Here is a 15,731-nt window from a genome sequence, read left to right as displayed (position 1 = left end):
AATAGACAATTTTGGTGCAAAGGATACTATGTCGATACAGTAGGAAGAAATAAAAAAGCAATACAAGAATATATAAAAAATCAATTGCAAGAAGATATAGCAAGTGATCAAATAAGTCTGAAAGAATATATAGACCCGTTTACGGGTGAGCCAGTAAACAAAGGCAAGAAAAAATAAAATACCCCCTTTAGGGGTAGCCTGTGAAAGTATCAGCGGTTGGCAGACTATTCAGTGTGTCTTAAGACACAGCAAGTAATATGCCCTTATAGGGTTAGAGCAAACCACCCGTTTTACGGGTGGTTATGATTTTTTAAAATAAAAGTATATAATTTCCTAGCATTATAAGAAAATAACTAGCAGATATTAAGTATATAAAAAAAATATTAGTTAAAGAGGTGATATTTTGAAAACTTATTCAAAAATAATTATTTTTTTTATAATATGCAACCTATTTTCGACTAGTGTATATGGAGAAGATAACATTGAAAATTATGTAAAATATGCCAAATCAGTTATATTAATAGATAAAGAAACAGGAAGGGTATTATATGAAAAAAATCCAGATGAGCGAAGACCTTGTGCCAGTTTAAGTAAAATGATGACTTTTTTAATTGCTTTAGAAGCTATTAAAAAAAATGATGTTTCAGAAAATGATATTGTTAAAATCAGTAAAAATGCTGCTAAGACAAGAGGATCTACTTATAGATTGAGAGCTAATGAAAATGTAAAACTAATTGATTTAATGAAAGGATTAATGATTGTATCTGGAAATGATGCAGCTGTTGCTATTGCAGAATATATAGGAGGAGATTTAAAGTCTTTTGTAGATATGATGAATAATAAAGCAAAAGAAATAGGTATGAACAAGACACTTTTCATAAATCCTCATGGACTTCCTGTTTATGGAATAAATGGAGATATGAAAAATCCTAAGGAAAATATATCTTGTGCAAGAGATTTAAGTATTTTAGCAAAATATTTATTAGATAATTATGAAGAAGATGTTTTAGCTATAACGAGTATAAAAACTTATACTAATCCAGAGAGAAATTTTACTAGAAATAATACTAATTCACTTCTTAGGGTTATGCCTCAAGTAGATGGAATTAAAACTGGGTTTACAGGCAGAGCAGGGTATTGCTTGGCATTTACAATGAATGTAATGGGTGAAGACAATAATGATTTTAGAGTGATTGGAGTTTTGTTAGGTGCATCGAGTTCTAAAAATAGAACGTATGAAAGTAAAAAAATTTTACAATATGGGGAAAATAATTTTGTTAGAAAAAGAGTTATAAAAAAAGACGACTTTATAGGTAAAGTTTACTTGCATGGAATAGATAAATTAGAAATAAGTTTAAAAGCAAAAAATGACGTATATATTGTAAAAGGAAAACAAGAAAAAATAAAAAGAAAAATTGAATTATATGACTTGTCCTGTCCTATAAAAAAAGGGGATAATGTAGGAAAAATAAACTATATTGGAGAAAATGGAAGTGTTATTGCAAATGTAGATTTGGTGAGTGATAGTGAAATTAAGTTTGTTCCATTAAACATATTATTTAAGATATTTATAAAGCAAATTTTAAATCAATAAAATTTAATCAGAGATTATATTTAATGCATAGATAATATTAGTAAAGGAGATAGTAATAAAAGAAAATTGTTAATTGGATTAAGAAATAAAATAAATAGTACCTATTATTAAAATTACTATGTTTAATGAATAAAAATAGGCTTTTTTTACGAAAATATATAACACACAAATATTTCATAGAAAATTATTAAATTAATGTAAGAAGTTCAATATAAGGAGGCGGTTGTTATTAAAGCTGTAATAATGGCAGGAGGAAAAGGAACTAGATTAAGACCTCTTACATGTGATATACCAAAACCTATGGTTCCAATATTAAATAAGCCGGTAATGGAATATTCAATTAATTTATTAAAAAAACACGGAATAGAAGATATTGCTGTTACAATGGCTTATTTACCATCAGTTATAACGGATTACTTTGGAGATGGTAAAGAATGGGGAGTTAATTTAAATTATTTTATAGAAGATATACCTCTTGGAACAGGAGGAAGTGTAAAAAATGCTGAAGATTTTTTAAATGACACTTTTATAGTAATAAGTGGAGATGCTCTAACAGATTTAAATATCAAAAAAGCAATTGATTATCATAATAAGAAAAAATCAAAAACAACTATTGTATTAAAAAAAGAGCCAGTTCCACTTGAATATGGAGTAGTTATTACTAATGAATATGGAAGAATAATTAGATTTCTAGAAAAGCCAAGTTGGGGTGAAGTATTCAGTGATACAGTAAATACAGGTATTTATATATTAGAACCCGAAGTTTTAAATTACTATAAAAAAGGACAAAATTTTGATTTTAGCAAGGATTTATTTCCTAAACTATTGAGAGATGAAGTTCCAATGTATGGCTATATAACTGAGGATTACTGGAATGATATTGGAGATTTAAATTCTTACATGACTACTCATTTTAACATATTAGATAGGAAGGTTGATATACCTATAAATGCTAGAGAAATTGAAACTGGTGTATGGATTGAGGATGGAGTAAAAGTTGGGAATAATGTTAATTTTAATCCTCCAATTTATATAGGTAAAAATTCTATTATTAAGAATTTTGCTAATATACATTCATACTCAATTATTGGACCACATTGTGAAATAGGAGAAGAAAGTACTTTAAAGAAGAGCATATTATGGAAAAATTCAAAGGTAGGAAAAAGTACAAACTGTAGGGGCACTGTTGTATGTAATAATGTTCAGTTAAAAGATAGAATAAATACTTTTGAAAGTAGTGCAATAGGTAAAGGAAGTACATTATCATCTGGAGTGAAAGTTAAACCAAATATAAAGATTTGGCCAGAGAAAGTTATTGAAGAGGATATGATAGTCAATCAAAATCTTATATGGGGAACAAAAGCTTCAAAAACTATCTTTGGATATAGAGATATATCTGGATATTTAAACACAGATATTACTCCTGAATTTGCTTCAAGGCTTGGAGCAGCATATGGATCTAGCTTAAATAAAAATTCTGAAGTAGTAGTTAGTGGAGATTGTTCTAGGGCTTCTGATATAATAAGAAAATCATTAATATCAGGAATACTTTCAACTGGCATAGGAGTAATAGATATAAAAGATTCTGCTATTCCAATTAATAGATTTGCAGTAAGGCATTACAAAGCTAGTGGAGGTATACATGTTAGAATTAATCATTTAGAAAATGATAAAGTTCATATTGAATTTATAGATGAAAGTGGAGCGAATATAGACAGAGGAACTGAAAGAAAAATAGAAAACTTATTTAATAGAGGTGATTTTTATAGATGTAATGCTGATGAAGTAAAAAGCGTTGTAGAAGTAGATAATTTTTATTCCTTTTATATAAACACTGGGGAAAAATTACTAGAAAACATATCTAAAATTAAGAGAAATAATCCAAGGTTACTAATAAGTTCTAGATGTAAAAATATAACACATTTAACTTCAAAGTTTCTTAAAAATATAGGTTGTGATGTTTTATGTGATTATTCAATAGAGAAATACAAATCTATTAATAGTTACTTGAATTCTATGTCTAAAAAGGTTATTAGAAATAAAGCTAATTTTGGAATAATTTTTAGCGAAAATGGAGAAAATATTATTTTAATTGATGAAAAAGGAAGAATTATTGAAGAAGAAAAATATACTGCATTAGTATCACTTATTCTTCTAAAAATTGGATCTTTAAAAAAAATTATTATGCCTTATACAACACCTAAAGCTATAGAAAATATGGTGAGAGAATATAAAGTAGATGTTGTTCGTACAAAAACCTCACCTGCTTCAATAATGAGGGAAATGTTAAACTTTGATAGTGATAAACAAAATATGATGCTTCAATATATTCTTTCTTTTGATGGTATTTGGGCATCAGGAAAAATAATTGATTTTTTAGTAAATAATGATATTAATCTTGGTGATTTAATAGATGAACTTCCTAATTACCATTATATTAAAAAAGAAATTCCATGTGAATGGGATGATAAAGGAAGAGTTATAAAAAATATTATAATAGAAAATAAAGATAATGATATAGAATTGTTTGAAGGAGTAAAGATTAACAATGATAAGGGATGGGCATTAATAGTCCCAGATAGTGAAAAAGCATTATTTAATATATATGCTGAGGGATTTTCTGAGGAATATGCTAACGAGCTTTCGACTATTTTTAGCAAAAAAGTAGAGAGATTATTAAAAAATAAGAGGCTGTAATGCCTTTTATTTTTTAATAGGAGGGAATAAGCATGAGTCAAAACAATTTAAGAATTAATAATAATGAAAAGATAGATGTAAGTGATGTTTTATTAAATAAAGAAGAACTTGAAAATCACTCTATAGAAATAGCAAAAAAACATAAAGTATCAAAAGAGTATGGAAGTAGTAAGTCTCTTTTGTCACGACTTAATAATAACTTTGATATTATTGCAAATGTATATAAAGAGTTAAATAAAGATGCTAAAAACAATAAAGACTTATCCGCAGCATCAGAATGGTTATTGGATAATTTTTATAAAATTGAAGAGCAAGTTAAAGTTGTAAAGCAGGAGTTAGCTAAAGATAAGTTTTTAGAATTAAAAATATTAGATAATGGATTTTTAAAAGGATATCCAAGGGTTTATGTATTAGTTCTTGAGCTTGTATCACATAGTGATGGAAGAATAGATGAAAATTTAATAATAGATTTTGTAAAGGCATATCAATCTCAAAGTATTCTTTCAATTGCAGAAATTTGGTCTTTATCTCTTGTAATAAGATGTGCTCTTATTGAAAAAATAAGAAATATTTGTGAAAAAATAAATGAAAATCAAATTCAATGGAAAAGAGTTGAAAAAATAACTAAAAATCAAGAGGAAATATTGAATTATATAAAAGAAGAATTTAACGATATGGATAAAATAAGTTCTTCCTTCATTGAGCATCTTTTAAAAAAATTAAGAAGAGAAAATAGTGAATCTGGAGAAGTTAAAGACTATATTGAAAAAAAGTTATTAGAGTTTGAAACAACTATAGATCAAATAATTAAATTAGAACATAAGGAGCAGGCGGCTAGAAAGATATCTATAGGAAATGCAATTATTAGTCTTAATATAGTTGCAACACTAGACTGGAATGATATTTTTGAATCTTTATCTGCTGTTGAAGAAATATTAAGAAAAGATCCTGCTGAAATTTATGAAAAAATGGATTTTGATACTAGAGATTATTATAGATCTCAAATTGAAAAAATTGCAAAAAAATGTAAGGTTTCAGAAGTGAGAATTGCTAAAAAGGCTATAGAATATGCTCAAAGTTCTGAAACCGAAGATGAAAAATCAAAACACGTAGGGTATTATATTGTTGGAAAAGGAAGAAAAAAATTATTAAATGAATTTGGATATAGTTCAACAAGATATGATTTAAATGATTATCCTGTTTCAATCTATTTATCTCCTATTATTATACTAAATGGGTTAATAGTTCTACTATTTTTATTATATTCATATAGAGTTTCAAATAACGTATGGTTAAGCTTGCTAGCAGGAGTTGTGGTTTTAATTCCATCAAGTGATATAGTAGTAACTATTGTTAACTGGATAGTTACTCATAATGTTAATCCTGCATTTTTGCCTAAAATTGAATATAGAGATGGTATTCCAAAGGAAGTAGCTACAATGGTAGTTATACCTACTTTAGTACCAAATGAGAAATGTGTTGAAGAACTTCTTAAAAAGCTAGAAGTTTATTATCATGGAAATAAAGAAAAAAATATATATTTTGCTATAGCAGGAGATTTTAAAGATAGTGAAAAGCAAACTATGCCTGAAGATAAAAATATAATAAAAACTGCACTTGATGGAGTTAAGGTGTTAAATGAAAAGTATTCAAAAAATAAAGATATATTTTTCTATTTTCACAGAGATAGACAGTACTGTAAAAAACAGCAAAAATGGATGGGATGGGAAAGAAAAAGAGGAGCTTTAGTTGAATTTAATAAATTACTAACAGGATCTAAAAATACATCTTATTCAGTAATTTCAGGAGATATTTCTAATATTGTTAATGTAATAAAATACGTAATTACAATTGATGCAGATACAAATCTTACTATGGATACTGCAAGAAAACTAATAGGAACAATATCTCATCCACTTAATAAAGGTATTTTAGACAAAAATGAAAAAATAGTAGTAGATGGTTATGGATTAATTCAGCCAAGGATAGCTGTAGATGTTGAAAGTGCAAATAGTAGCATATTTACAAGAATTTTTGCAGGGCAAGGAGGAATAGATACTTATACAACTGCAATTTCTGATGTGTATCAAGATTTATTTGGAGAGGGAATTTTTACAGGAAAAGGAATATACGATTTACAAATTTTCAATAAAGTATTAAATGATGCAATACCAGATAATACTATATTGAGTCATGACCTCCTTGAAGGAAGTTATATAAGAGTAGGGTTAGCAACAAATATAGAGCTTATTGATGGATATCCATCAAAATACAGTTCATTCATTATGAGGCTTCACAGATGGGTAAGAGGAGATTGGCAGCTTATAAGATGGTTATTTCCAAATGTAAAAAACAGAGAAGGAAAAATAGTTAAAAATCCTCTTTCTACATTATCTAAATGGAAGATTTTAGATAATATGAGAAGGAGTAAAGTTTCTATAAGTTTAATGATACTACTTATATTAGGATTAATTATTCTTCCGGGTGAAACTTGGGTATGGATTGGATTTACAGTTTTTGCCATGGCTTTTCCTTTGATTATGGAATTTGTAAACTGCATAATTTGTAAATATTACAAAAATATAACTAGTAAAATAAATGGGAATTTAATATATGGCTGTAAGGCAGTTTTCTATCAAGTCTTATTGTTGTTTATATTTTTACCATATCAAGCATATATGATGGCAGATGCTATAATTAGAACTCTTTATAGAGTATTTATTTCTAAGAAAAATCTATTAGAATGGGTTACAGCAGCAGATACAGAAAGAAAGCTTAAAAATGATGTATCTAGCTATGTAAAAAGAATGAATGTTTCAATAATTACTGCTGTAATAGTTTTAATATTAGTATACTTTGTAGAGCCTCGTAATATGATATATGCTATTTCAATAGGATTATTATGGGGAATAGCGCCTATAATTGCACATAAGATAAGTAAAGAAGAAAAACTTGAAGTAAATTTAAGTAAAGAGGATATTAAGATTTTAAGAAGACTTGCAAGAAAAACTTGGGCATATTATGAAGATTTTGCAGGAGAAGAAGAAAACTATCTTCCAATTGACAATTATCAAGAAGATCCACCAAATGGATTAGCTACTAGAACATCTCCAACTAATATTGGGTTTTTATTAATATCTATACTTACAGCTAGAGACTTAGGATATATTTCAACTACTCAAATGTTGGATAGGATAAATAAAACATTATCTACAATTGAAAAGTTAGAAACATGGAAAGGACATTTATATAACTGGTATGATACAAGAAGTTTAGAAGTTTTACTTCCTCTTTATGTATCTACAGTAGATAGTGGAAATTTTATTGGGTATTTAATAACTTTAAAGCAAGGTCTTTTAGAATATATTAAAAATCCAATAGCTGATAAGAAATTACTTCTTGGAATTAAAGATACTCTTGAATTTATTGATGAAAAATATATTGAACAAACTAATATAGATGATTTAATCAATAAAGAAAAAATAAGTACAAATGAATTAAAAAAATTAATAAAAGATTTACTTGCCAAAACTAATAATGAATCAAATTGGGATATTAAACTTAATAACATGCTTAATAGTTTAGAAATAGAAATTGATAAATTTATTGTAAACACAGAAGTTAAGGAAAAATTTAAAAATATAAAAAATCAAATAGATAATATTCAAGTAAATAAATCTTTAGTGGATCTAAAGGAAATTTATGAGAATATTATATTAGATATTGATGAAATATTTAAAAATCAAAAACTTAATAAAGATCAAAAAGAATATCTATTAAATATAAAAAATAATATATTAAAATCAAAAAATAATATTGAAGAAGTTTTATCAAATATAAATAATCTTGTTAATAGACTAGATAGAATAGTAGAAAGTGCAGATTTTAGATATCTATATGATAAAAAGAGACACTTATTTTCAATTGGATATAACGTTAAAGAAGAAAAACTTACAAATTCATATTATGACTTACTTGCATCAGAAGCAAGACTTACAAGTTATATTGCAATTGCTAGAAAGCAGATACCTAAAAAACACTGGTTTAAAATGGGTAGAGCTTTATCAGTAATTGATGGTTATAGAGGACTTGTTTCATGGACTGCAACTATGTTTGAATATTTCATGCCACCTCTTGTGATGAAAAACTATAAAAATACTCTTTTAGATGAAACTTATGGGACAGTAATTAAAGCTCAAAAAAAATACGGTGAAAAAAGAAAAGTCCCTTGGGGAACATCAGAATCTGGATATTATGGATTTGACATGAATTTAAATTATCAATACAAAGCATTTGGAGTTCCAGATTTAGGATTAAAAAGAGGTCTTGTAAAGGATATGGTTATATCTCCATACTCTACAGTTTTAGCATTGCCTTTTAATGATAGAGAATCAATGGATAACATTAATAGATTAATAGGTGATAAATTAGAAGGAGAATATGGTTTTTATGAAGCTATAGACTATACTCTTGAAAGATTGCCTCGTGGAAAGGAAAAAATGGTAGTACAAAGCTTTATGGCTCACCATCAAGGAATGAGTCTTATAGCATTTAACAACTATTTAAATAAAAACATTATGCAGGAAAGATTTCACTCAGATCCAGTTATAAAATCTGGTGAAGTTTTACTTCAAGAAAAAGTTCCTGTAAGAGCAATTATAACAAAAGAGTATAAAGATGAAATAGAACCTTTACAAGTATTAGAGAAAGAAGATGTACAGATTGTTAGAACATATGATTCACCAAGTAGTTCAATTCCTAGATGCCATATACTTTCAAATGGAAGATATTTTGTTATGGTTACAGATGATGGCAGAGGGTACAGTAAAAAAGAAGATATACAAGTTACTAGATGGAGAGAAGATTTAATAACGGGAAGCCATGGAAGTTATATTTTCATAAAAGATTTAGGATCAAATCAAGTATGGTCATCAACGTATGAACCTTTAAATAAAGAACCAGATGGGTATAAAATTAAGTTTTCTCAAGACAAAGCTGAATTTATTAGAACAGACAGGAATATAGATACTCATACAGAAATTGTAGTATCACCTGAAGATGATGCAGAAATAAGAAAAGTAACTTTAACAAACCATGGAAATGAATCTACTGTAATTGAACTTACTAGTTATTTTGAAACAGTATTAACTCATCAGGCAGCAGACATTGTACATCCTGCATTTACTAATTTATTTATAAGAACTGAACCAATTTTAGAATATGATAGTATTATAGCTTCAAGAAGACCTCGAATGGAAGGGCAAGATACTATATGGATGGTTCATACTATTTCTGTTGAGGGTGAATTATTAGGAAATTTAGAATATGAAACTAATAGAGGCAATTTCATTGGAAGAGGAAGAAATATAAAAAATCCTATAGCAATGTCACAAGCTCTTAAAAATACTTCAGGACCTGTTCTTGACCCTATTATGAGCTTAAGAAGGAAAGTTAAAATAGAGCCTGGAAATAGTGTTGTAGTATCATTTACAACTGCTATTGCAAAAGATAGACGTGAAGCAGTAGACTTAGCAAAAAAATATTATGATAATTCTTCAATACCTAGGGCTTTTGAGTTGGCTTATACAAGAAGTCAAGTAGAAAATACGTATCTCAACTTTAAAGGTGATGAAGTTAAAACTTATCAAGATATGATATCTCATATAGTATTTTTAAGTTCAAATAGAAGAAAAAATGAAAATCTTTTAAAACAAAACGTTAAGGGACAATCATCACTTTGGGCATATGGAATTTCAGGAGATATTCCTATAGTACTTGTAAGCATAAGGAGTGTAGATGATATAAATATAGTAAAAGAAGCTTTAAAAGCTCATGAGTACTGGAAAATGAAAGGTCTAGCTGTGGATTTAGTTATTTTAAATGAAGATGAAAGCAGTTATTTACAACCTTTACAAGAACTTCTTAGAGATACAGTAAGTTCAAAATACGGGCATGATATGTTTGATAAGCCAGGAGGAATATTTGTTAGAAATGCTAATATAATGCCTGAGGAAGATAGAATACTTATTTATACTGTTGCTAGAATTGTCTTAAGAGGAGAATATGCTTCAATTAGTTCCCAAATAAAAATAGAAAATAAAAATTATGATATTAAGGAAAAAATCTTTAAAGAAGATGATTGGGTATATACTAGTAAGGACGAACCACTTGATGTTGATTATTTTAATGGATATGGAGGATTTACAAAAGATCAAAAGGAGTATGTTATAAGAATAAAAGAGAATATAGATACTCCTGCTCCATGGGTAAATGTAATAGCTAATAAAAATTTTGGATTTCATGTATCAGAAAATGGGTCTGGATTTACATGGGCTGAGAATAGTAGAGAAAATAAATTAACATCATGGTCTAATGATCCAGTATCAGATCCACCAGGAGAAGTAATATACTTTAGAGATGAAGTGAGTGGAAAAATATGGACAACTACGGCTCTACCAATTAGAGAAAAAGAAAGCTATACTGTACATCATGGATATGGATATTCTAAGTTTCTTCATGATAGTAACGGTATAAATCAAGAATTAACAATGTTTGTTCCTGTAAATGATTTAATTAAAATAAATATGATTAAACTTAAAAATAATTCGAGTATAAAAAGAACATTAACAGCTACTTATTATATAAGACCAGTAATGGGAGTTAGTGATCAATTTACACAACAATATATTATTACAGATATGGATGAAAATAATAATAAAATGTTGATTAAAAATCCATATAACTCTGATTTTCCAGGTCGTATTTCTTTTATGACTTCTTCAGAAAATATAGAATACTATACAGGAGATAGAGAAGAGTTTTTAGGTTCAAAGGGGGATTTAGCAAGACCAGAAGCTTTAAGAAAAGAAAAGCTTTCAAATAATGTAGGTGCAGGCTTTGAACCATGTTGTGTTATACAGATTTTAATTGAGTTAAATCCTAAAGAAGAAAAAGAATTGGTATTTCTATTTGGACAAGAAAAAGATATTAATAAAGTAAATGAATTGGTTAATAAATATAAAAATATAGATAATTGTAAAGAAGCTTTACAAGAAGTAAAAGATAATTGGGATAGTATTTTAGGAACAATTCAAGTAAAAACTCCTGATTTATCAATGGATTTACTTGTTAATAATTGGCTTTTGTATCAGAATATAGGATGTAGAATTTGGGCAAGGTCAGCATTTTATCAATCAGGAGGAGCATATGGATTTAGAGATCAACTTCAAGATTCAATGAATGCAGTGTATGCAATTCCTGAAGGCACAAGAAATCAAATATTGCTTCATTGCGCTCATCAGTTTGTTGAAGGAGATGTTCAGCATTGGTGGCATCCTGGAGTAGGAGAGAAGGGTATAAGAACAAGATTTTCAGATGATTTGTTATGGCTTCCTTATGCAACTGCTGAATATATAAAAAATACTGGTGATTATAGTATTTTACATGAGGAGGTACATTTTCTAGAGGATAAGCCTTTAGATGAACATGAAGACGAAAGATATGGAATACCAAGAATATCTGAGGAAAAATCATCAGTTTATAATCACTGCATAAGAGCTATTGAAAGGTCTTTAAAGTTTGGAGAACATGGTATACCTCTTATGGGATCTGGAGACTGGAATGATGGAATGAGTACAGTAGGTAACAAAGGAAAAGGTGAGAGTATATGGCTTGGATGGTTTTTGCACACAATTTTAATGGATTTCTCAATCATATGCAATGAAATGAAAGATTATGATAGTGAGAAACGTTATGTTGAATATGCAAAACAAATTGCAAATGCAATTGAGGAAAATGCATGGGATGGAAAGTGGTATAGAAGAGCATACTTTGATGATGGTACTCCACTTGGTTCAATAAAAAATCCAGAGTGTACTATAGATTCATTGGCTCAGTCCTGGGCAGTAATTTCAGGGGCAGGAAGGAAAGATAGAATAAAACAAGCCATGGAATCAGTTGATAATTATCTTGTTAAAAAAGAAGAAGGAATGATTCTTCTTTTTACCCCACCTTTTGAAAATAGTGATCTACATCCAGGATATATAAAAGGATATGTACCTGGAGTAAGAGAAAATGGAGGTCAGTATACACATGCAGCTACATGGGTTATAAAAGCTTTTGCTTTAATGGGTGATGGAGATAAGGCATGGCAGCTTTATAATAGTATAAACCCTATTAATCATACTAGGACAACTATAGAATGTTCTACTTATAAGGTAGAACCATATGTAATGGCAGCAGATGTTTATGCTGTAAATCCTCATGTAGGAAGAGGTGGGTGGACTTGGTATACAGGAACAGCAGGATGGATGTATAGAGTAGGTATAGAGGATATATTAGGGTTTATAAAACGCAAGGATAAACTTATTATAAATCCATGTATACCAAAAGATTGGAATGAGTACTCAATTAAGTATAGATATAAAGATACAAAATATAATATAACTATCAAAAATCCAGATAGAGTTAATAAAAATGTTAAAAATATAAATTTAGACGGTAAAAAGCTTAAAGACAATAGCATACCTTTAGTTGACGACAAATTAGATCACAACGTAGAGGTTATTTTGGGATAGTAAAATAATATTAATAAGGGCATAATTTATACAGTTATAGAAATTATGCCCTTATTAAATTACATATTTTTAAAATAGTTATTGTAAATATAAAAATGAATATAAGAAATATATATTGGGATAAACTAAATTATTATAGAAAAAATTAGTTAAATCCAATATATATTTGGAGGATCAAGTAATTATACCTGTTTTTATATGGGGTTTCGGCGAAATAAAAAGAAAACAACTTTCAAATAAGAAGTAAAATTAAGGAGGAATTAATGTATTTAAATAGAAAGCGTTCTCATATTCATTTTATCCATCAATCTTTAAAAAGAAATTTAGATGATTATTTACAAGAGTTAATGAAAACAGAAATGCATAAATAGACTAAATAATAATTAAGGTAATGTAAATTTAGGAAACTTTTAATAATTGCATATAAAGCAGATTAACATAAATATATTAGTCTGTTTTATAGTTTTTAAAGAGTTATAATAAAGCTAAAATAAATAAAATTTTGTCAGTTTTATTAAAAATTTTATCATAATATATTGAATTATACAAAAAAAGATTATATAATTTAAAATGTAACCGGTAACATATTTTCAAATCAATAAAAATTTGTTAATATGTAAATATTGAATGTTTTTTATATAATTTAAGCAATCGGTTTCTTTGATTTATGGGGAGGAGTAAAATGGCGGTTACAATAAAAGATATTGCTCGAAAAGCAGGAGTATCTAGAACAACTGTATCGAGAGTTTTAAATGACTCAGGATATGTAAAAGATGAAACAAGACAAAAGGTTCTAAAAGTGATAAAAGAGCTAAATTATACTCCTAGTGCCATAGCAAGGAGTCTATCTACAAACAAAACTAACACAATAGGAGTTATAGTTCCAGAGATAAATAACCCATTCTTTGGAGAAATAATAAAAGGAGTTAGTCAAGTAGCTGATGAGCATGATTTAAATATAATCCTTTGTAATACTGATGACAATAGAGAAAAGGAATTAAAAGCACTTAAGCTTTTAAAAGAGCAGAGAATTCAGGGGATAATTATTACACCAACATATGCAGAAGACCAATTTAATAGTGAATATTTAAGCACCCTTGAAAATCTAGGAATACCAGTTATATTATTAGATGGACATGTTAAATATACAGATTTTAGTGGAATATTTATTGACCATGTAAAAGGAGCTTATGATGCAACAAAAGCTTTAATAGAAGCTGGGCATAAAAAAATAGCTATAATTAATGGTAGAAAGAACTACAAAATAACAATAGATAGGCTTAAAGGGTATAAAAAAGCTCTAGATGAATATAATATAGCTATAAAGGATAAATATATTTCATATGGTGATTTTGAATATAAAAGTGCATATAAAGCAACGAAGCAGATATTGAAAATGGATGACAGGCCTACTGCTGTTTTTGTAACGAGCAATATGATGATTTTAGGAAGTATAAGAGCTTTTTATGAAGAAAATATTAATATACCACAAGATATGGCTATTATAGGTTTTGACAAGATTGATGCGATAAATATAATAGGAATGAATATTAGTTTTGTCATTGGACCTTCCATAGAAATGGGTAAAGCTGGTATGAAAATGCTTATAGATAATTTAGATAATAAAAAAAGCAGAGAAGAAATAAAAAGAATTACTTTATTCCCTGAACTTGTTTTAAAAGGATCAGAAAAGTTTATAGGAAATAAATGTGAATAGTATTATTCACATTTATAGTTTGCTTAAATGTAACCGATTTCACTAATTAAGATGTTATTAAATTTAAATAAAAAAGGAGAGAATAAAATGAAATTAGCAAAATACATAGACCACACAGTCTTAAAAGCACAAACAACTGAAGCAGATGTAAAGAAAATTTGTAGTGAAGCTAAAGAATATGGATTTTTTTCAGTATGTATAAATCCAGCATACATAGAATTTGCAAAAGAAGAATTAAAAGGTTCTGATGTTAAAGTTTGTACAGTAATAGGATTTCCTTTAGGAGCTAATACTTCAGAAGTTAAAGCATTTGAAACAAAAGATGCTATTCAAAAAGGTGCCGATGAAGTTGATATGGTTATAAATATAGGAGCGCTTAAAGATAAAAAATATGATTATGTAGAAAAAGATATAAAAGCAGTTGTAGATGCGGCTGATAAAAAAGCTTTAGTTAAAGTTATAATAGAAACATGCTATTTAACTGATGAAGAAAAGAAAATAGCTTGTGAGCTTTCTAAAAAAGCAGGGGCAGACTATGTAAAAACTTCTACAGGATTTGGAACAGGTGGAGCAACACCTCAAGACATAAAGCTTATGAGAGAAACAGTTGGAGAAGATGTTGGAGTTAAAGCATCAGGAGGAGTTAGAACTACAGAAGATGCAAAAGCTGTTATTGAAAATGGAGCTTCAAGAATAGGAGCTAGTTCTTCTATTGCTATTGTTGAAGGAACTATTGATTCAAATGGTGGATACTAAAATATAGATAATTAAGAAATGTAATATTTAGAGATGAGAAATCATCTCTTTTTTTATATTAAGTAGGAAATTATAAAATTTCAAAATCTGTGGAAAACTTGCTAAAATATATGTATAAGTATTGAAAAAAGAGAGATGAAGAGATGACTAAAGTAACATTAAAAAAAATATTGCAAGATAATTGGCAAAACTTTTTAAAGAAAAAAATTAAAAGAATTCCGAAGGTAATAAGGGCAGATGTTATAGAAACAGTTGAAAAAGCAATGGACTGTGGGAGGCTAGAAAAGGGATATACAGAGTATATGTGTTTAGAATGCATGGAAAGTAAGAGAGTAGGCTTTACATGTAAAAGTAAATTTTGCACTAGATGTGGGAGAATTTACGTTAGTAA

The 15,731-nt window shown here is 28.0% G+C and carries 6 protein-coding genes and 1 pseudogene; all 7 read left to right on the top strand.

Translation table 11 applies throughout. The annotated features are described in order from the left end of the window. Positions 1-177: pseudogene (locus BUA77_RS10245) on the top strand (IS200/IS605 family transposase); the annotation flags it as partial. A 226-nt stretch (positions 178-403) separates the two neighbouring features. Then, positions 404-1,594 (top strand): D-alanyl-D-alanine carboxypeptidase family protein, encoded by a 1,191-nt coding sequence (locus BUA77_RS10240; RefSeq protein ID WP_242939113.1) that lies wholly within the window; start codon positions 404-406, stop codon positions 1,592-1,594. Between the two features lie 243 nt (positions 1,595-1,837). Next, the gene (locus BUA77_RS10235; protein WP_084605707.1) at positions 1,838-4,291 is read left to right on the top strand and encodes a sugar phosphate nucleotidyltransferase; all 2,454 of its coding nucleotides are present in this window, start codon (positions 1,838-1,840) and stop codon (positions 4,289-4,291) included. 32 nt (positions 4,292-4,323) lie between these two features. After that, positions 4,324-12,867, top strand: coding sequence for a GH36-type glycosyl hydrolase domain-containing protein (locus tag BUA77_RS10230; protein WP_072889852.1), 8,544 nt, complete (start codon positions 4,324-4,326; stop codon positions 12,865-12,867). A gap of 682 nt (positions 12,868-13,549) precedes the next feature. Beyond that, complete coding sequence (locus BUA77_RS10225) at positions 13,550-14,584, top strand: LacI family DNA-binding transcriptional regulator (RefSeq protein ID WP_072889850.1); 1,035 nt, start codon at positions 13,550-13,552, stop codon at positions 14,582-14,584. Positions 14,585-14,671: 87 nt separating this feature from the next. After that, entirely contained in the window at positions 14,672-15,340 is a 669-nt protein-coding gene (deoC, locus tag BUA77_RS10220) for a deoxyribose-phosphate aldolase (protein WP_072889848.1), read from the top strand. Between the two features lie 143 nt (positions 15,341-15,483). Continuing rightward, on the top strand, positions 15,484-15,731 hold a 248-nt coding region (locus tag BUA77_RS10215; RefSeq protein WP_200773954.1), incomplete at its 3' end, for a transposase zinc-binding domain-containing protein.

The sequence above is a fragment of the Tepidibacter formicigenes DSM 15518 genome (assembly GCF_900142235.1).
In the GTDB taxonomy this organism is placed as follows: Bacteria; Bacillota; Clostridia; order Peptostreptococcales; family Peptostreptococcaceae; genus Tepidibacter; species Tepidibacter formicigenes.
This window is presented reverse-complemented; position numbering and strand designations above follow the sequence as displayed.